The organism is Verrucosispora sioxanthis (assembly GCF_010560025.1).
Taxonomy (GTDB): Bacteria; Actinomycetota; Actinomycetes; order Mycobacteriales; family Micromonosporaceae; genus Micromonospora; species Micromonospora palythoicola.
The window spans coordinates 38,954-58,338 of sequence record NZ_SAIY01000008.1 but is presented as its reverse complement, the minus strand read 5'-3'; the positions used below and the strand labels follow the sequence as shown (position 1 = coordinate 58,338).

General features: G+C 71.7%; 15 protein-coding genes and 1 pseudogene. 15 read left to right on the top strand and 1 reads right to left on the bottom strand.

Translation table 11 applies throughout. From position 1 onward, the window contains the following. Positions 1-97: 97 nt before the first annotated feature. The 14 genes from ENC19_RS21765 (at position 98) to fxsT (ending at position 17,780) form a co-directional block, all read left to right on the top strand. Positions 98-841 (top strand): DUF305 domain-containing protein, encoded by a 744-nt coding sequence (locus ENC19_RS21765; RefSeq protein WP_309245999.1) that lies wholly within the window; start codon positions 98-100, stop codon positions 839-841. Beyond that, positions 828-1,391, top strand: a complete 564-nt coding sequence (locus ENC19_RS21760; RefSeq protein WP_309246000.1) for a DinB family protein — start codon at positions 828-830, stop codon at positions 1,389-1,391. The genes ENC19_RS21765 and ENC19_RS21760 overlap by 14 nt, the downstream gene beginning before the upstream one ends. Before the next feature lie 332 nt (positions 1,392-1,723). Further along, complete coding sequence (locus ENC19_RS21755) at positions 1,724-2,491, top strand: cellulose binding domain-containing protein (protein WP_164448950.1); 768 nt, start codon at positions 1,724-1,726, stop codon at positions 2,489-2,491. A 115-nt stretch (positions 2,492-2,606) separates the two neighbouring features. Further along, on the top strand, positions 2,607-3,245 hold the full coding sequence (locus ENC19_RS21750) for a transporter (protein WP_164448949.1): 639 nt from the start codon (positions 2,607-2,609) through the stop codon (positions 3,243-3,245). Next, complete coding sequence (locus ENC19_RS21745; protein WP_164448948.1) at positions 3,242-3,553, top strand: transcriptional regulator; 312 nt, start codon at positions 3,242-3,244, stop codon at positions 3,551-3,553. The genes ENC19_RS21750 and ENC19_RS21745 overlap by 4 nt, the downstream gene beginning before the upstream one ends. Continuing rightward, a complete protein-coding gene (locus ENC19_RS21740) occupies positions 3,550-4,449 on the top strand; it encodes an ABC transporter ATP-binding protein (RefSeq protein ID WP_164448947.1) in 900 nt (299 codons plus the stop codon). The genes ENC19_RS21745 and ENC19_RS21740 overlap by 4 nt, the downstream gene beginning before the upstream one ends. A 9-nt stretch (positions 4,450-4,458) precedes the next feature. Continuing rightward, positions 4,459-5,196, top strand: a complete 738-nt coding sequence (locus tag ENC19_RS21735) for an ABC transporter permease (protein ID WP_164448946.1) — start codon at positions 4,459-4,461, stop codon at positions 5,194-5,196. Between the two features lie 78 nt (positions 5,197-5,274). Further along, entirely contained in the window at positions 5,275-5,595 is a 321-nt protein-coding gene (locus ENC19_RS21730) for a CU044_2847 family protein (protein ID WP_164448945.1), read from the top strand. Next, positions 5,592-9,032, top strand: coding sequence for a tetratricopeptide repeat protein (locus ENC19_RS21725; protein WP_164448944.1), 3,441 nt, complete (start codon positions 5,592-5,594; stop codon positions 9,030-9,032). Before ENC19_RS21730 ends, ENC19_RS21725 begins: the two co-directional genes overlap by 4 nt. A gap of 214 nt (positions 9,033-9,246) precedes the next feature. Next, positions 9,247-9,423, top strand: coding sequence for a hypothetical protein (locus tag ENC19_RS21720; RefSeq protein ID WP_164448943.1), 177 nt, complete (start codon positions 9,247-9,249; stop codon positions 9,421-9,423). 60 nt (positions 9,424-9,483) lie between these two features. Next, positions 9,484-11,784, top strand: coding sequence for an FxsB family cyclophane-forming radical SAM/SPASM peptide maturase (locus tag ENC19_RS31540; RefSeq protein ID WP_328824320.1), 2,301 nt, complete (start codon positions 9,484-9,486; stop codon positions 11,782-11,784). Further along, a complete protein-coding gene (locus tag ENC19_RS21710) occupies positions 11,781-12,620 on the top strand; it encodes an aminoglycoside N(3)-acetyltransferase (protein ID WP_309246004.1) in 840 nt (279 codons plus the stop codon). The genes ENC19_RS31540 and ENC19_RS21710 overlap by 4 nt, the downstream gene beginning before the upstream one ends. 76 nt (positions 12,621-12,696) lie before the next feature. Then, positions 12,697-13,839 (top strand): hypothetical protein, encoded by a 1,143-nt coding sequence (locus tag ENC19_RS21705; protein WP_164448942.1) that lies wholly within the window; start codon positions 12,697-12,699, stop codon positions 13,837-13,839. 5 nt (positions 13,840-13,844) lie between these two features. Next, positions 13,845-17,780: an FxSxx-COOH system tetratricopeptide repeat protein gene (gene fxsT / locus ENC19_RS21700; RefSeq protein ID WP_164448941.1), complete on the top strand. Its 3,936-nt coding sequence runs from the start codon at positions 13,845-13,847 to the stop codon at positions 17,778-17,780. Positions 17,781-17,794: 14 nt separating this feature from the next. Here fxsT and ENC19_RS21695 read toward each other — a convergent pair whose 3' ends face one another. Continuing rightward, positions 17,795-18,658: an alpha/beta fold hydrolase gene (locus ENC19_RS21695; RefSeq protein ID WP_281603808.1), complete on the bottom strand. Its 864-nt coding sequence runs from the start codon at positions 18,656-18,658 to the stop codon at positions 17,795-17,797. Between the two features lie 227 nt (positions 18,659-18,885). Between ENC19_RS21695 and ENC19_RS21690 the strand changes: the two are divergent. After that, positions 18,886-19,376, top strand: a pseudogene (locus ENC19_RS21690) (molybdenum cofactor biosysynthesis protein). Positions 19,377-19,385: the final 9 nt, after the last annotated feature.

Here is a 19,385-nt window from a genome sequence, read left to right as displayed (position 1 = left end):
GTGGGACCAATCGGTCCTTCCGCCGTCCCGCCCCTCCCGCCGCAGGTCAGTCCCGCGCTAACATCCGGCCAACCTCGACGACGGCGGGAGTCACGTGGTGCTGGGTGTACGGGTCCGGGAACTGCTCAGGCGGTCGCGCAGGTGGGTACTGATCGAGCTGGTGGTGTTGGCGGTGCTGGTCGTCGGGGCGACGCTGGCCCTCCGGTGGCCGGACGGCGATTCGGAGCCGACGGCGACGACCCGTACGCCCGCGCCGATCGAGCTGCCGGCGAACCCGGACGCCACCGCGCCGGTGCTGATGCCCGGACGCCCCGGCGAGCCGGCGACGTCGCTGCCGGCGAACGAGACGTCGGCGAGGCCGCGTCCGCCGTACAACAACGCCGACGTCCGCTTCGTGACCATGATGATCCCGCACCACGAGCAGGCGCTCGTGATGGCCCGGTTGGCCCCGGAGCGCGGCGAGAACCCGCAACTGAAGACGATCGCGGATCGGATCCTGGCCGCCCAGGGGCCGGAGATCAAGGTGTTGGAGGCGTGGCTGGCCGACCGTGGCCTCGACCGTGACGCCGCTGGCGACCATCGGCATGACATGTCCGGCATGCAGTCGGCGGCGGCGCTGAACCGCCTCACCGCCGCTCGGGGGGCCGAGTTCGATCGCCTGTTCGTCGACATGATGTCCGATCATCACCAGGGCGCGATCGACATGGGCAAGGAGGCGTTGACGCTCGGCTCCGACGTGACCGTCAACGAGATGGCCGGCAGCGTCGTGGTGGAGCAGGGTGTCGAGATCAGCCGGATGCGCGCGGCGTTGGCGCAGGGAACTGTCGGTGGTGGCCGATAACATCCGGCTGACCGCCGACGAAGGGCCGACCATGACCGAAACCGATCTGCCAGCCGAGCGTGCCGACCTGCTCCAGGCCCTGCGCCAGCACCGCTTCTTCCTGCGAAACACCGCGCGGGGCCTGACCGACCAGCAGGCCGCCGAGCGCAGCACCGTGAGTGAGCTGTGCGTGGGTGGCGTGATCAAGCATGTCGCGCACACCGAGCGCGACTGGGTCGACTTCATCCTGAACGGCCCTACGGCGATGGGCAGCTCGGACGACCCGGGCGCCTACGAGCGCCACACGCAGTCGTTCCAGATGCTGCCGGGGGAGACCCTGGACGGCATTCTGGCGGCGTACGACGAGGTGGCACGCCGCACCGACGAACTCGTCGTCACCCTGGCCGACCTCGACGCCGGTCAGCCGTTGCCGGAAGCGCCCTGGTTCGAGCCGAGCGCCCGCTGGTCGGCCCGCCGGGTGCTGCTGCACATCATCGCGGAGACGTCCCAGCACGCCGGGCACGCCGACATCCTCCGGGAGGCCATCGACGGTGCCAAGTCGATGGGGTGATCCCGCGTGACGGACGCGGTTGCGGCGCCCGGGTCCTGATTCGACATCCGGTCACCGGCCCGGGTCCGGTCCGCCGGATCGGCCGGTTGTATCGAGGGACGTCGACTGAGAGACTCGGCTCGTCGACCGCGTCTGGGAGCCGGTGCGGTCGCTCGACGGGCGTTGGCGCGCGCCGTGCGTGCCACGCATCCGGGCAGTTCTCTCTCGCGTGCCGCCACCGTGACATCCGCTGACGACGCCGTCAGCGGTCCGTTGGCCGGCGCCCGACGACCTACCGGCCGTCGGTTGGCGCTGAGCCGACCCGGCCGGCCACCGTCCCTTGGAGGTAACGGATGCTTCGCACGTTCGGCGTGGTGCTGACCGCCGTGACCCTGGCCGCCGTCGCCGGGGTCACGGCGGCCGGTGCCGCCAACACCCAGGCCGCCCCACTCGGGACGCCACGCCTGATGACGACCGTGAGCCCGACCGCGACCCCGACGGTCGCGTGCCCGCCGGCACTGCCGATCAGCGGCAGGGTCACCGGGGTCACCGCCACCACCGTCACCATCAGCTACACCCTGCAGTTCAGCGGCCCGCCCTGCGGTTACGACCTGCCGATGACCGTGCTGCTCTTCGCCAGCTACGAAGACGCGGCGACCTGGCAGAATCCGGTGGCCGAGGCGGTCACCGGGCTGGAGCGCAACGGGCAGGTGACGCTCGACGGGCTGACCCCGGACACCGAGTACTGGTTCCGGTTCAGCGACGTCGAGGCCCGGCGTGACCCGTACGTGATCGGTGGGCCGGTGCGGACCGAACCGGTGTCGGGGTGCGGCGCGACGGCGACGATCGACGCTCGGTGGGGCAGCGGCTTCGTTGCCACGGTCACCGTACGCAACACCGGCAGCGAGTCACTCGACGGTTGGCTCGTCCGGTGGCGGTGGTCCGGCGACGAGCGGATCCAGTCGGTCTGGGGTGGCGTGTCCGACGGCGCCGGCGCCGACGTCACGATCCGCAACGCGTCGTACAACGGCACCGTCGCGCCGGGCGGTAGCACCACGTTCGGGCTGCTCGCCTCGGCCGGCACGGCGCCGTCCGGGATCACGGCGACCTGCGCCGGCTGACAAGCGACCACGTTGGTCTGTGGACCGCTGACCGGTCCGCAGACCAGCGGGGTGCGCCGGGCCACCGGCGGGTCCACTGTCCGCAGGCTTGACTTTGCGTCATAAAGTAGTTTGCGTGACAGCCGACGATGACCTGCCGCCCGAGAACCCGGCCGCGGCCCTTCGACTGATCGACGAGCAGCGGGCGACCGCCGCGCGTCAGTTCGAGCCGGACCCACGTGCCTACTACTGGCCCTGGGGTCTGGCCTGGCTGATCGGCTTCGGGCTGCACTTCCTCTACTTCTCGCCGGGTGACGTGCCCCTGGTCGAGATGCCCTCCTGGCTGCCGCTGACCACGTTGTTCGTCCTGCTGGCCGCCGCGGGTGCCGTCTCGGCGGTGGCCGGCGCGCGGGCGTACGGGCAGGTGGCCGGCGAGTCCGCTCAGCGTGGCGCCTGGTACGGCTGGTCCTGGGGGCTCGGTTTCCTCACCCTCTTCGTGCTCGCCGGCCGGCTGTCCGACAGCCTCCCGCCGGACCTCGTCGGGCTGCTCTGGTCGGCCCTCGCGGTGGGCCTGACCGGCATCCTGCACATGGCCGGCGGCGCGGTCTGGTTGGACCGCACCCTGTTCCTGCTGGGCGTCTGGATCACCGTGGTCAACCTGCTGGGCACCATCGCCGGTCCCGGCTGGCACGCCCTGGTCGTCGCGGTCGCCGGCGGCGGGGGGATGCTGCTCGCCGGGCTGCTGGGCTGGCTGCGTCGCCGGGGCCGGCAATGACCGAACTCGACCCGGTGATCCACGCGCAGGCCCGGCTGCGGGTGGTCGCCTCCCTGTCCGCCCTGCCCGATCGTGATCAGGTGACCTTTCCGCGCTTGCAGGAGCTGCTGGGAATGAGCGCGGGAAACCTCTCGGTGCACCTGCGGCGGTTGGAGGAGGCCGGCTACGTCGCCGTCACCAAGACCCACCGGGGTCGTACCCCGACCACCCTGATCGCCCTCACCAGCCGTGGTCGCCTGGCCTTCGAGGAGTACACGGAGGCGATCCGGGCGCTGCTGGCGCCCGCCCACACCAAGGAGACGCCATGATCCTCGCCCGGGCCGAACAGGCCACCCGACGCTACGGTGACGTCCTGGCCCTCGACCGGGTGGACCTGGACGTGCGGGCCGGCGAACTTGTCGGTCTGCTCGGGCCGAACGGCGCCGGCAAGAGCACCCTGCTCAACCTGCTCGTCGGGCTGCGCCGCCCCACCGGCGGCCGGGTGCTGCTGTTCGACGGCGATCCCCGGGATCCCGCGTACCGCCGCTGGGTCGGGGTCACCCCTCAGGAGACCGGGCTGCCCGGCTCGCTCCGCGTCGGTGAGGTGATCGACTTCGTCGGCGCGCACTTTCCCGACCCGGTTCCACGGGCCGAGTTGCTCGACCGGTTCGGTCTGGCTGATCTCGCCCGGCGGCAGACCGGTGGTCTGTCCGGCGGGCAGCGGCGGCGACTGGCGGTGGCGCTGGCCTTCGTCGGTCGGCCCCGGCTGGTCCTGCTCGACGAGCCGACCACCGGGCTCGACGTCGAGGCCCGGCACGCGCTGTGGGAGGCGATCCGGGCCTTCCACGCCGACGGTGGCACGGTCCTGCTCACCAGCCACTACCTGGAGGAGATCGAGGCGCTGGCCCAGCGGGTGGTGGTCATCGGGCAGGGCCGGGTGCTCGCCGACGACAGTGTCGCCGCCATTCGTGGCGTCGTCGGCCTGCGTCGGGTCAGCCTGACCGCCGACGAGCTGCCGACCCTGCCGGACGTGGTCCGGGTGGAACGGGACCGGGAGCGGATCCACCTGCTCACCGGCGACGCCGACCAACTGGTCCGCGACCTGGTCACCGCCGGTGTGTCCTTCCGTGACCTGGAGGTCCGACCCACCTCGCTGGAGGAGGCGTTCCTCACCATCACCGCCGAGAGCCGGCCGGCGGAGGCCGGCGTACCGACCACCGCCTGAGGAGACGCCGTGCAGTACGCCCTGGCTCACGCCCGTTACCAACTGCTGGAACTCGTCCGGACCCCGGTCGCGGTGTTCGGCAGCGCGTTCTTTCCCGCCGTCGCGATGCTCTTCTTCGTGGTACCGGCCGTCGGTGACGACGCCGTCGGGGCCACCTACGCCACCGCCGCCATGGTCACCTTCGCGGTGCTCAGCGCGAACGTCTTCCAGTACGGCGTCGGCGTCGCCGAGGACCGGGCCCAACCGTGGGATCCGTACCTGCGGACCCTGCCGGTGGGGCCGGCACCCCGGTTCGCCGGCCGGGTCCTGGCCGGGCTGACCCTCACCTACCTGTCGCTGCTGCCGGTGGTGCTCATCGCGGCGCTGCTGACCGAGGCGCACACCACCGCCGCGGGGTTCGCGCTCGCCGCCGCCACCGTCGCGCTGGTGTCGGTGCCGTTCACGCTGATGGGGCTCGCCATCGGGTACGCCCTGCCGAGCAAGGCGGCGATCGTGGTCGCCCAACTGGTCTTCTTCCCCCTGGCCGTCGGCGGGGGTCTGCTCACCGCGCCCGGGCAGGCACCCGCCTTCATCGAGGCGATCGCGCCGTTCCTGCCGACCCGGGGGGCCGTGGAACTGATGTGGACGGCGGTTGGCGACTTCCGGCCCGATCCACTCTCGATGGTCATGCTGGGGGTGTGGATCGTCGGATTGGCGACGCTGGCCGGCTGGGCGTACCGGCGCGACGAGGGGCGGCGCTTCTCCTGAGAAACGTCACCGGGGCACCGAGGTGATCGCGCGTGCCACCATGCAAGGTGAGTCGACTTCGGTACCGAGGGGTGGCGCATGCAACCTGATCATTCTCGGCGCAGACACGTGGAGGCGATCCGCTCCGGTGAGGTCGAGTTCTTCGCGGAACTGCTGGACGGAGGTGGCCCGGAGAACGTCTCACCGGCGAGACTGCTCTCCTTCGACGGCGTCCGTGAGACGGTCGAGGTCATCGCCGACGAGCTGTCCCGAGCCTGGCAACAGGCCAAGCCGACGGAGGCGACCGTCGAGTTCGGCCTGTCGCTGACCGCCAAGGCGGGCCCGCTGACCGGGCTCATCGTAGCCGGCGACGGAGCGGCCACCTTCAAGATCACACTGGTCTGGAAAGGCGGTTCGTGACCCCGGTCGGTCAACCGTCCGGCGGTGGCCCGGTCGACTCTCGCCAGTTGCGCCGGCACGTGGTCCGGGTGGCCGGGCCGGACGGGACGTTGCTGGGCAGCGGCTTCTTCATCGCCCCCGGCTGGGTGGTGACGGCCGCGCACGTCGTGTTCGACCGCGACCGCCAAGGCTTCCACACGGCGGTCGATGTGACGCCGGCCGCCGCTGACGTCGGTGACGGTGCGGTGCCCGCCGACGTGGTCGCCCACTCCGATCCGCCGGAACGCACCATCCTGTGGCCGTTTCCGGATCTGGCGCTGTTGCGCCTGAAACCAACCCGGCCATGGGTGGGCCGACACCCTGTCGTGTGGACGGCCAGCGGTGAGCCACTGGGCGACGACTGCCACGCCTACGGATTCGCGGCACGGGAGTTGGTCGGCCCACCGCCGGGCGCACCGGCACGGTTCATCTTCGAGGGGGTCGACGGCGACGGGTTCTTCCGGCTCAAGGCGGGCCAGGCGGCTCCCGGCCTGTCCGGGGCACCCTTGCTGTGCCCGACCCGGCGGGCCGTCGTCGGGGTGCTGACCGGTACCCGGGACCGCGACGGTGACCTGGGAGGCTGGGCGGCACCGATCTCGGCGTTGCTCGGCGAGCTGCCCGGTGTGCCCGAGGCACTCGTGGCGCACGGGCGCGATCTGCTGCGGCTCGGGGCGCAAGCGGTGCTGGCCGACCGCCGGACATGGCACGCGGTCCTACCGGTGCCGGAGGCCGCGGCCCTGCGGCCGAGCTGGGAGGGGTTCGTCCGGATGCCCGGCTCCCTGCCGGCCGAGATGCTGCTCGCCGACGCGCGGGTGGTGCCGTACCGACTGCGCGACGAGGACCTCGCGCACGCCGTGCGGTGGTGCGAACGACCCACCGCGATGGAGGTGTGGCGTTTCGCCGGCGTCGGAGGTGCCGGCAAGACCCGGCACGCCATCGAGTTGTGCCGGTCCATGGACCGATGCGGCTGGCTGGTCGTCCGGTGGACTGAGCTCACCGCCCTGTCCAGCGCGGTGCACGAGGTCGCCGGACTGCCGCTGCCCCGGCTGATCGTGATCGACTACGTCGAGGCGATCGCGATCCACACGCTGCGGGAGCTGCTCGACAAACTGCGACGCAACGCCAGCCAGCTCGCGCCGGTACGGGTCGTGCTGCTGACCCGGACGACGGCCCGTGGCACGGCCAACGGGGACATCGTCCGGGAACTCGGCAAGGGCGCCGAGCCGGCCCTGCGCACGATCCTCAGCGGCAGCGGAGACCCGATCGCGATTCGTGGTCTGCCGCTGGCCGAGCGCCGTGATCTGTACGGGGCGTCGTTCAAGGCTTTCCGGCGTGCCTGGTTCGGCGAGAAGTCGCCGCCGACGCCCCCGGTGCCGCCGCTGGGCGAGAAGCGGTACGAGGTGCCGCTGGAGGTGTTGCTCGAGGCGTTCGACCGCGCGCTGTCCGACCAGGACGCGGCGCGGGACCGGCCGCCCGTCGACCGCGCGCTCGATCACGAGGCGCGCCACTGGAACGGGCAGGCGCCAGCGGCACTGGCCGAGCGGACCCGCCGTGCCGCGGTCGCCCTGGCCAGCCTGGCCGGCGCCGAGGACGGCGACCAGGCCGACGGGCTGCTCCAGATCCTGCCCGAGCTGCGCGGTGAGCGCAGGTCGGCAGTGCGGGGTGAGACGGTGCTCTGGCTCTCCGCGCTGTACGCCGGGCCGTTGCAGGTCAATCCCGTCCGTCCGGACCTGCTCGGCGAAGCGCTGGTCGCCGAGACCCTGGCCGGTCAGCGTGACGCTGGACGTGAACTGCTCGCGGCGGTGTTCGACCTGGCCGACGACGGGCAGGTCGCTCGGAGCCTCGACCTGCTCGCCCGGCTGGCGGCCAGCGACTCCGTCGCCGCCACGGCGGTGGCCGCGGCACTGTTCGACAGGCACACCAGCCTCACCGACCGGGCAGAGGTCCGGGCGCACGGCGGCGGTGACCGGCCGGGCAACCTCGACCTCGCGATCGGGCTGCAACGGCTGCTCGCCGGTGGCGTGGAGGCACAGGTGGAGGAGGCGGCCCGGACCGGGCAGGCCGGCGACATCAGGATGATCGAACTCTCCACCTCGTACAACAGGATCGGTGACCTGGCCCGGGATTCCGGGCAGAGCGAACGCGCCGAGGCCCTCTACACCCGCGCGTTGGGCATCCGGGAGCGCCTCTCCTGGGCGCGGCCGGACGACGACCACCTCGCCCGGGAGTTGTCGATCTCGTACAACAAGCTCGGGCGGCTGGCGGCCTGGCTGGGTCAACCGGAGCTCGCACGTGGGCTGTACGAGAAGGGGCTGGCCATCCGGGAGCGACTGCACCGGGCGCATCCCGTCGACAGCGCCTACGCGCGTGACCTGGCGGTGTCCCGGCAACGGCTCGCCGAGGCCATCCGTGAGACGGGCGACCCGATCCGGGCGGAGGCGTTGTACCGGCAGGTGTTGGAGATCCGCGAGCGTCTGTTCACCCAGGAGCCGAACAATCCGACATTCGCTCGGGATCTGTCCATCTCCTACGACGTGCTCGGTGATCTCGCTTTGGAGAGCGGCGATCCCACGCAGGCGCGGCACCTGTACGAACGAGGCCACCAGTTGCGGGAGCGACTGTCGAGTGACGATCCGGACAACGTCACGTTCGCCCGGGACCTGTCGGTCTCCTACGAGCGTCTGGGCGATCTCGCGGCGGAGGCGACGCAGTTCGCGGAGGCCCGGCGGCGATACGAACTGGCACTGGACATCCGACGTCGGCTGCGGGACGTGCAGCCGCGCAACACCGAGTTCTCGCACGATCTGCTGGTGTGCCACGGCGGGCTGGGTGAGCTCGCCGTGCAGGAGGGCCAGTTGGCCGACGCCGAGCGGCACTACCGGCTGGGGCTCGACGTCGCCGAGGATCTGCTCGCGGTCGAGCCCCGCAATGCGAGGTTCGTCCGCGACGCGCTGTTCTTCTACTCCGGCCTCGGAGCACTCGCCGCCGAACGCGACGACGGCGAAGCGGCGGAGCGCTTCTACCGGCTGGGTCGGACCAGGGCCGAGCAGATGCTCGCCGCCGAACCAGGGAGCATCCACTTCGCCCGGCACCTGGCGTCCTTCTACGACAGACTCGGTGAACTGGCGCTCGGCGGTGTGACCCGGCCGCGCTCCGGCAACGCGGAGACGCTGCTCAGCGCGGCGGCACACGTCCGCCGCGAGCTGAGGGGCAGGGATCCGGCGAACGTGGAGCTTGCCGAGGAGCTGGCGCAGTCGTTGCTGCTGTTCGGTCGGGTTCTCGCGGAGCCGGCACGGACGGCGACGCTGGCCGAGGCGCGCGAGGCGCTGGAACCGTTCGAACATTCGGGGAGACTCAGCCGAGGCGGACGCGAGTTGTTGTATAGACTGCGCCCGCTGGACCCGGCGGCACCCTGGTGATCCCATACTGCCGCCGACATCTCGGCATGTCGGGCTGGGCAGTATCGACCGATTGACTATGTTCATCCCGATGCTGAGGAATCATGCTGAGCTGGGAAGGACCTGCGCCGTTCGTCGGGGGTGATCGCCCGTCGGTGCCGCTCCGCCCCGAAACATCGATGGAACATCCAACCCGGATCGTGGTGCCCGCGCTCCGCCCAGAAAGAGCAAGACCATGAACATTGCCGAGAACCAGCAAGTCAGCATGACCGAGTGGCTATCCGAGCTGCGACGTCGGCCGTTGGGTGAGATCCCGGTGGCGCGGGCGGTGGACGTGACCCGAACGGTCCTGCGTCATCGCGACGACGCCGAGGGTGGCGTGGAGGTTGCCCGGTTCGGATCCGTCGCGTAGGCCCCGGTCGTCGTGCCGACCAGCGGGTCACCGGGGACGGCCTGGCCCATCAGCCAGTACGTGCTGAAGGTCCACAGCCGGTGCGACCTGGCCTGTGACCACTGCTACGTCTACGAGCACGCCGACCAGAGCTGGCGCGGCCGTCCGATGGTCATGGACGCCCGAACGGTGGCGGCGGTCGCCGAACGGATCGCCGAGCACGCCGCCACCCATCGGCTGCGGCGGGTGAGCGTCGTCCTGCACGGCGGCGAACCGCTGCTGCTCGGACCCGACCGCATGCGGCAGGTGCTGGCGGTGCTGCGGCGACGGATCACTCCCGTCAGCCACCTCGACCTGCTGATGCAGTCCAACGGGGTCCGGCTGTCCGAGCCGTACTGCGACCTGTTCGCGGAGTACGACGTCCGGGTGGGCATCTCCCTCGACGGTGACCGGGCCGCAAACGACCGGCACCGGCGGTTCGCCAACGGTGCCAGCAGCCACCCCCAGGTGCTGCGGGGCATCGGGCTGCTGCGAACACCGGCCTATCGTCGTCTCTTCGCCGGCATCCTCTGCACGGTGGACGTCCGCAATGACCCCATCGCCGTGTACGAGGCGTTACGAGCCGTCCGGCCGCCCCGCCTCGACCTGCTGCTGCCGCACGCGACCTGGGCGAATCCGCCGTACCGGCCCGCCGGGCGGGCCACGCCGTACGCGGACTGGTTGCTGGCTGTGCACGAACGCTGGACGGCCGACGGGCGGCCCATGCCGATCCGGCTGTTCGACTCGCTCCGTTCCACCGCGGCGGGCGGCCACAGCGGCAGCGAGTGGGTCGGTCTCGATCCCGCGGACCTGGTGGTCGTCGAGACCGACGGCACCTGGGAGCAGGTCGACTCGTTGAAGACGGCGTACGACGGGGCCGCGGCCACCGGCCTGAGCGTGTTCACGCACACCGTCGACGAGGTGTCGAGACTGCCCGAGATCGCGCTCCGGCAGACCGGACTGGCCGGGCTGTCGGCGCAGTGCCGGACCTGTCCGGTCGTGACCCAGTGCGGCGGTGGGCTGTTCGCCCACCGGTACCGAGAGAGCAACGGCTTCGACAACCCGTCGGCCTACTGCGCCGATCTCAAGGAGTTGATCGTGTCTCTGAGCGCCCGACACGACGTCGAACCGCCGGTCACCGCACCTGTCGATCAGGACGGCACGGACCTGCCCGACGGTCTGCTGGACCGGATCGCCGCCGGTCGTACCGACGCCGACGCCGTCCGCTTCCTCGCCGAGTCCCAGCTCGCGATCACCCGGGCGATGCTCGTCGAGGTCGCCGACGGCACGCCGGTCACCGAACGGACCGGCTGGGAGGCGTTGGTGCGGCTCGACCGGGAGGCGCCCGACGCGGTCGAGGAGACGCTGCGACATCCGTACGTGCGGGTGTGGGCGGTCGACGCGCGGCGGCAGCTCGGCACCGACTCCGCCGCGGCGGCCCAGCTGTCCTGTGTCGCCGCGGCGGCCGCGGTGCGGGCCGGCGCCAACGTGGAACTCGACGTGCCGATGCGCGCCGGGGTGCTGCATCTGCCGTCGCTGGGCGCGGTGACGGTGCCGGAACCGGTGACCGGCGCCGCCGTCCTGACCGTCGAGCCCGGCAGGTGGCGCCTCCGGCACGCCGCCGGTACGACCCTGGTGTCCTTCGACGGGGATCTCCACGCCACGGCGCCGCAGGTGACGGGGGGCCGCTGGCAGGCCAACCGCCGGCTCGCCTTCGCCGGCACGACGATCCTGTTCGAGGACCTCGACCCGCACCGGGACTGTCACGACTGGAAGGCCGCGGAGCGCCCCGACGCGTCGACGCTGGCCCGCTGGGGTGAGGTCCTGGCCGGTGCCTGGTCGAGCATCGAGGCCGATCTGCCACACCAGGCCGCCGCCGTACGGGCGGGACTGCGGGCGGTGGTGCCGCTCGTCGACGACCCGACCGGTACGCTGCGCAGCTCCACCGCCCGGCAGGCGTTCGCGTCGGTCGGCGTCGCGCTGGCCGACGCCTCCGCCACGGCCGTGATGATCGCCCATGAGTTCCAGCACAGCGTGCTCGGGGCCCTGCTCGACCTGTGCGACCTCTTCGCACCCAGCCCCGCCGTCCGGTTGACGGTGGGCTGGCGATCCGACCCGCGGCCGGTCGAGGGGGTGCTCCAGGGCACCTACGCGCACCTCACCATCACCGAGATGTGGCGGCAGCGGGCCAGCCGGGAGGCACCGGGCGGCCCGGCGCACCAGCGCCACGAGCAGTTCCGGACCTGGACCGCGGACGCCGCCGACGCCCTGCTGGGCAGCGGTGCGTTGACACCGGCCGGTAACCGGTTCGTCCGTCGACTCGCGGCGGCGTTGACACCGTGACCACGGCCGTGCGGGTGGCCACCGCGACGGAGCTGGCCGACCAGCTCGCCGCGGTCGGGCTTGCCCCGGGGCGACACGTACTGGTGCACGCGTCGATGCGGGCGGTCGGTCCGGTGGACGGCGGCGCGGCGACCCTGCTCGCCGCGCTGCGTCGGGTCGTCGGTCGGGCCGCCGTCGTGGTCCCCGCGCAGACCGCCCACAACTCCACATCCAGTCCCGCGTTCCGCGCCGCGACCAGCGGACTCAGCCCCGCCGGGGTGGCCCGGCACATCGATCGGATCGAGGCGTTCGATCCCGCGGACACGCCGTCGCGCGGGATGGGGGTACTCGCCGAGCAGGTCCGCCGGAGTCCGTCCGCGGTCCGCAGTGGACATCCGCAGACCTCCTTCGCCGCCGTCGGTCCCGGCGCGACCGACCTGATGCGGGTGCACGACCTCGACTGCCATCTGGGGGAGCGGTCTCCGCTGGGCGCCCTGTACGACGCCGACGCGACGGTGCTGCTGTTGGGGGTGGACCACCGGGTCTGCACCGCCTACCACCTCGCCGAGTACCGGCTGCCGACGCGGCGGACCCGCGCCTACTGCTGCTTCGTGCGCGACGGCGACCGTCGGGTGCGAATGGACTTCACCGGTCTCGATCTCGACGACAGCGACTTCGGCCGGCTCGGCCGGGCGCTGGAGCGGTCGCCCGATCCGGTGGTGGTCCGCGGCCGGGTCGGCGGCGCGGTCGGGCGCAGCATGCCCGTGCGCCGCGCGGTCGACTTCGCGGTCGGCTGGCTGTCCCGTCACCGTCAACATCGCGACGCTGGTGGGTGTTGGCCCTTTCACGTATCGTGATGTTCGCCTGACGTGTGGACGGTTGGGGGACGGCGGTGCGACTCGGCTCAGCCTCTCCCACTCGGGAGCGGCCTCGATGACGCCAGACGAGACAGAGTCGCCTTCCGGGCAGCAGCCCTGCTACTTCTTTCTCAGTCACGCGCATCCGACCACCGTGGACCGCACCGTCGAGCTCGACTACTACGAGCGGACGGTGTTCGAGGACCTGGCCCGGGTGGTCGGTGGGCTGCCGAGGGAGCGGCCACACTGGCGGACCGGGATGTTCCGGCCGTGCGGCGACCCCTCGGCCCGGTCGGCGGCTCGCGTCGAGCGGGCGTTGGCCACGGTCGCGGTGTTCGTCGCCCTGCGTTCGGAGTGCTACGACACCGACGAGGTGGCCGCCACGGAACGCGCCGCCTTTCTCCGGCAACCGGCGACCCTGCACTCCCGGCTGCCGGGCCAGCGCCTGTTGCCGGTGCTGTGGGAGGTGCCGCCGGGCGGCGCGGGCGAGGACACCGTCGCGGCCATCCCGGGTGTGCCGCAGTACGCCGAGACCGGACTGATCGCCCTCAGTCGCCGGCGCGGTGAGCGCGACGCGTACGAGCGGGTGCTGGCGTACCTCGGCGACTCGATCATCGAGCTGGCCGAGGGGCGGGGCGACGCTCAACCCGTCCCCTGGCCGCCGCGCCCGCCCCAGACGCGGACGGAGTTCGTGATCGCGACGCTCGCCGTGCCACCGGACCTCGATCCGTCCGGCGACGCTCAGCCTGCCGCCCGGCAGGACGGTCCCGACCGCCTGCGAGAGATCGCGACGCGGGTCGCCGCGACCGTCGACCGCGCCAGATTCGACGTGCAACTGGTCGAGGTGAGCGCCGGGTACGAGCAGTTGGGGCGGCGGCCGGCCGTGCTGCTGGTCGAGGAGCGGGTCTGGGTCGACCCGGCGACCGGGGTGAGCGTGCGGCGCCTGCTGGGGGCGCTGCCCGCCTGGGTGCAGCCGTTGATCGTGCCAGCCGGCGACGAACCCCTCCGGGCTCCCGAGGACGACGGGTGGGGCGGGCGGCCGGCCCGAGCCGCCGTCGGGCACCGGGCGTCTCGACCCCGCATCATGGCCGCCGCCGACGATCCACTCACCATCATCGCGGTCACGATCGGCCGGGCCGTCCGCCACTTCGACGACGAACACCTGGTGGAACGCCGGTACCCGCCCCGACCTCGGTCGAACAGCCATCCGGAGGAGTAGCCGACATGACGGACACCCGGGACGGTCAGATCATCACGTTCTACTCCTACAAGGGCGGCACCGGCCGGACCATGGCGCTGGCCAACACGGCGTGGATTCTCGCCGCGAACGGCCATCGTGTGCTCGTCGTCGACTGGGATCTGGAATCGCCGGGCCTGCACCGCTTCTACCGGCCGTTCATCCACGAGGGCATGCTCCGTGGCGCCGGTGGTGTGATCGACATGTTGGTGGGCTACGAGGGTGCGGCGAAGGAGGCGGCCGGTCGCGACCCGGCCGCGCCCGGGGAGCTACGGCACGCGACCTTCGCCGACGTACGACGACACGCCTTCTCGATCAACTGGCGGTGGCCACCGGGCGGAACGCTCGACTTCCTCGGCGCGGGCCGGCACAACCACAGTTACAGCCGGTCGATCTCCGGGCTCGACTGGGACCACTTCTACGAGGTGCTGGCCGGCGGCGCGTTCTTCGACGCGCTGCGCGCGGACATGAAGCGCAACTACGACTACACCCTCATCGACAGTCGTACCGGGCTCAGCGACGTGGCGGACATCTGCACGGTGCACCTGCCGGACACCCTGGTCGCCTGCTTCACCCTCAGCGAACAGGGCATCGAGGGTGCCGCCGAGGTGGCCCAGTCGATCAGCCGCAAGACGATGCCCCGGCGGATCCGGGTGCTGCCGGTGGCGATGCGGATCGACCCGGCCGAGAAGCTCAAGGCGGACACCGGTCGGCTGGTGGCCCGGCAGCGCTTCGACGGCCTGCCGGCGCACCTCGGTGACGAGGCACGGGAGCGCTACTGGGCCCAGGTGCAGGTGCCGTATCTCGCCTACTACGCGTACGAGGAGACACTGGCCACCATCGAGGACAGTTCGGGTGCGCCCGGCAACCTGCTCGGTGCGTTCGAGAAGCTGACCGACGTGATCAGCGAGGGCCGGGTGACCCGGCTGCCCACCATGGACGAGGCCGACCGGGTGCGGGTCAAGGCGCAGTTCGTGCGGATGGCGGCGGTCCGCGAGACCGAGGTGGCACTGCGGTACGACATCGCCGGTGCCGGGTGGGCCGAATGGATCTCCTGGATCCTGCGTGAGGTGGGCGTTCAGGTGCACGACCCGGGTCCGGCGGGGCGGCTCGAGGGAATCGCCGTGGCCGCTCGTCCCCTGGTGATCAACACTGCCTCGGAGGAGGTCGAGCTGGGGCTCAACGCCGCCCTGATGCGCCCGTCGCGCCGGCCGCTGATCGTGCACGTCGGCACGGCCCAGTCCACCGTGCTCCCGGTGACCGCCGCCAACTCCATCCGGCTGGGCCGGCTGGACGAGCGTCCGGCCGCGGAGCAACTGCTGCAACTGGTCGGCTTCCCGCCACCGAAGACCGAGTTCCTGGTCGGTGCGCCGCGCTTTCCCGGCCGACCGCAGACCGTCTTCCAGGCGCCGCCACGCAATCTGCTCTTCACCGGTCGGGACGGGCTGCTCGCGTCGCTGCGCGGGCTGCTGCGCGCCCAGAGCGACGCCGCCGTGCCCGTGGTGCTGCAGGGCATGGGCGGGTTCGGCAAGACCCAGCTCGTCACCGAGTACGCCCACCGGTTCCGGGGCGCGTACGACGTGGTCTGGTGGATCGACGCGGACGGCGCCGCGGACGTCGACGGCGGGCTCTACGATCTCGGTCGCCGACTCGGCATGAATCTCTCCAGCAGCGTGCGCGAGGGAGCGCAGACGGTCAAACAGGCGTTGTCCCGTGGCGAGGGCGGGCTGCGCTGGCTGGTGGTCTTCGACAACGCCGAGCGGCTGGACCGGATCAAGCAGTTGCTGCCCAACGGCCCTGGGCATGTCGTCATCACCTCTCAGGGCCCCGGTTGGCTGGAGCAGGCGCACGTGGTGCCGGTGGACGTGTTCGACCGAGCCGAGAGCGTCAACCACCTGCGCCGCCTGCTGCCCGACCTCGGCGAGCGGGACGCCGACCGGATCGCCGAGGCGCTGGGGGATCTGCCGATCGCCGTGGCCGCCGCCGCGGCGTGGCTGGTCGAGACCCATTCGCCGGTGTCGGAGTACCTGGCGGCGATCGAGCAGGGTGACCTCGGTGCCCTCGGCTCGGAAGCGGACATCGGCCGGGTAGAGGCGGCGTGGCGGCTGTCGCTGGACCAGTTGGCGACCCGCCGGCCGGCCGCCTACCGCCTGTTGCAGCTCTGCGCGGTGATGGCACCCGAGGTGTCGCTCGACATCGTCTACAGCACCGCGATGGCCGAGCACCTGCGGGCCATCGACCCGACGGTCACCAGCCGACTGATGATCAACAGGCTGGTGGAGCAGATCAAGCGGTTGGCGCTGCTCCGGCTGGACCAGCAGAGCGAGTACGACAGCCAGGGCACCGAACGCGAGAGCACCCGGATCGTGATCCACCGGCTGCTGCACTCGGTGGTGCGATCCAGGATGACCGAGGAGGAGATCGAGGACGCCAAACACCAGGTGCACCTGCTGATCGCGTCGGCGGCCCGCACGCTCGGCGAGGTGGATCTGCAGGACGAATGGCGTAAGTACCGGATGCTGTGGCCGCACGTCGAGGTCTCCGACGGCACGACCTGTGACTTCGCCCCGGTCCGGCAACTGCTCGTCGACCAGGTTCGCTACTTCTTCGTGCGCGGCAACCCCGACGGCGGGCTGGAGGTGGCCGAGCGCGTCGAGGCGGCCTGGACCGAGGCGCTCGGGCGGAACCTCGCCGAACCGGTGCGCCGCGAGGTACTCGTGCAGCTGCTGCAACTGCGGTTCAACAAGGCGAACGTGCTGCGCGACAAGGGTGCGTTCCAGGAGTCCTACGACCTGGACCGGGACGTGCACGCCCAGCAGGTCGACCTCCTCGGCGGCGACCACGCCGACGCGCTGATGACGGCCGGCAGCCTCGGTGGGGACCTGCGTGGGCTCGGACGCTACCCGGAGGCGCTCCAGCGCGACATCGACACCTACCACGCCTGGCGCCGGGAGTTCGGTGACGACCATGCGCGTACCCTCAACGCCCTGAGCAACCTGGCGGTCTCGCGGCGACTGATGGGTGACGTGACCGAGGCGTTGCGGCTGGACCAGGAGGTCTACGAACGACGCCGGCACCTGCTCGGCGAGGACAATCTCAGCACGCTGCAGTCCGCCACGTCTCTCGGGCGGGATCTGCGCGACGCCGGGCACTACGAACGCTCCGTCGAGTTGCTGACCCACGTGCGGGACGTATACGTCACGGTGATGGGGGAGGACGCCCGCTTCGTGTACGACGCCAACGCCAACCTGGCCGTGTCGCTGCGCAGCGCCGGCCGTACCCGCCAGGCGGGTGACCTGTTGGAGGTGGCCTACCACCGACTGGCGGAGATCCTCGGGCCGGATCACCCGGAGACGCTCGCCTGCCGGCTGAGCCGTTCGGTGACCCTGCTGGAACTGGGGGACTGGGAGCAGGCGGAGACCGAGACCAGCGCCGTGCGCGACGCGTACGCCCGGCAGCTCGGTGACCGGCACCCGCACAGCCTGGTGTGCCTGAACAACCATGCCGCGGCGGTGCGGGCCGGCGGCGACGTCGACGCGGCCCGGTCGCCGGCTCGGCAGGCGTGGGAGGGGCTCGGGGCGGTCCTCGGCGATCGACACCCGTACACCGTGGCCGCCCAGATCAATGTGGCGGTCATCGAGGCCGACCTGCATGAGCCCACCGAGGCGCTCGCCCTGTTGAGTGCCGCCGCCGATCTGCTGACGGACCTGCTCGGGCCGGCACATCCGCACACCCTGCGGTGCCGGGCGAACCACGCCCTCATCCAGCGTCGGGTGCACGGTGTGGACCATCAGGCGCAGGTCGACGAGGCCGTCGAGGCCGTCGAGGCCGTGGTGGCCAGGATCGGCGGCAACCACCCGTCGGTGGCGGAGCTGAAACGGGGACGTCCGGTCCGCCGGGTCATCGACCCGCACCCGTTCTGAGGCGGGTCTCCGGCTCACCAGTTCGACAGCCACTCCAGCATCTCGGGCAGGATCTCGACGGCACCGAAGTGGGCGGCGCCCGGCTGGACGTCGACCTGCGCGGTGTGGATCTGCCGGGCGAGCCACATGGTGTGGCTCACCGGCGCGAAGGTGTCCTGTTCGCCGTGCCACAGCCGGACCGGCGCGGTGATCGCCGACAGGTTGAATCCCCAGTCCTGCCGTAGCGCCAGCACGTCGTCGATCCACCCCTGCGGGCCGCTGCGCAGCGCCTCACGGTACGCCTGGGCGATCAGGCGTCGGATGGCCAGATCCCGCACGACGCGCCGGTCCGGCCAGGTCATGTCCGTCTCCAACTGGGTCAGCAGACTCTCCGGGTCGCGCCGGGTCCGCGCGGCCTGTGCCCGCAGCCGCTCCGTCAGCCGGAGCCGATCGTCGGTGGCGGCGGTGAAGTCCCGTACGTTGCTGGCCGCCATCCCGCCGAACCATTCGAGATCGGCGACGTCGGGTCTGGCGAAGCCCACGAGTACCGCTGTCCGGGTGACCGCGTGGGGCAGCAGCGCCGCGCAGGCCAGCGCGTGTGGTCCGCCGCCGGAGCGTCCGACCACGGAGAACCGGTAGATGTCCAGGTCCGCCGCGATCGCGGCGATGTCCTCGGCCGCGTCGGCGACGGTACGTCCGGGGCGGGGGGTGGAGCCGCCGTAGCCGGGCCGGTCGTAGCTGATCAACCGGATGCCGTACCGGTACAGAACTCCGCTTCGTGGCTTCGGGCCGCTGCGGCTGCCCGGGGTGCCGTGCAGCAGGAAGATGGGTACCCCGTCGGGCTTGCCGGTGATCTCCACAGTCAGCCGGCGACCGCCGGCACCGCTCGTGAACCGCACCTCCGTTGCCAGGCTCGTTCCCCCTTCCACTCGTCGGGGACCGCGATACCCGGCGGCGCCCAGGTCGCAGCCGTCGATGTCGTCAGGAACAGGGTAGCCCGCGGTGTCAGTCCGTCCGGCCATCCGACACCCGAAACATCGACCGGCGGTCATGCATTGTGCGTCGATGGTCGTGTCCGTGACGCGACCAGGCGTCGGCGACGCGACGTCCGGCCTAGAGTCGGGACATGCCGGAGATCGTCCAGTTGCTGGCCTCACCCGTACACCGGTTCGTGGGCCGCCCGGCGGACGGACCGGAGCCGGCACCGGCCGACGAGCTGGTCGACGAGATCCAGCTCCGGGCCGAGCTGGGCATCGTCGGGGACCGGTACTTCGGCAAGGCCGCGCACCGGCAGGCCAGCGTCACCGTCATCGCGGCCGAGTCGTTGCCACCGGGGGCCGGCCTGGCTCAGGTCCGGCGCAACATTCTGACCAGCGGCATTCCCGTGGACGACCTGGTCGGCTCGGTGCTGGTGCTCGACTCGGGTCAGGGGCCGGTGCGGCTGCGGCTGAACCGGGCGGCACACCCGTGCGCCTGGATGGACGTGACCGTCGGGCCGGGCACGTGGCGCGGCCTGCGCGGCCGGGGCGGTGTCCGCTGCACCCGCTCACCGACGGCCTCCTGCGGGTGGGCCCGGTCGACGTGACCGTCGCTGACGATCCGACCCGGCCCAGCTGAGCCGGGCCG

Excerpts from the sequence above, each read along its gene's own strand:
- ENC19_RS21755 (WP_164448950.1), top strand. The coding sequence starts at position 1,724 with ATGCTTCGCACGTTCGGCGTGGTGCTGACCGCCGTGACCCTGGCCGCC.
- ENC19_RS21740 (WP_164448947.1), top strand. The coding sequence starts at position 3,550 with ATGATCCTCGCCCGGGCCGAACAGGCCACCCGACGCTACGGTGACGTC.
- fxsT (WP_164448941.1), top strand. The coding sequence starts at position 13,845 with ATGACGGACACCCGGGACGGTCAGATCATCACGTTCTACTCCTACAAG.
- ENC19_RS21730 (WP_164448945.1), top strand. The coding sequence starts at position 5,275 with ATGCAACCTGATCATTCTCGGCGCAGACACGTGGAGGCGATCCGCTCC.
- ENC19_RS21720 (WP_164448943.1), top strand. The coding sequence starts at position 9,247 with ATGAACATTGCCGAGAACCAGCAAGTCAGCATGACCGAGTGGCTATCC.
- ENC19_RS21745 (WP_164448948.1), top strand. The coding sequence starts at position 3,242 with ATGACCGAACTCGACCCGGTGATCCACGCGCAGGCCCGGCTGCGGGTG.
- ENC19_RS21705 (WP_164448942.1), top strand. The coding sequence starts at position 12,697 with ATGACGCCAGACGAGACAGAGTCGCCTTCCGGGCAGCAGCCCTGCTAC.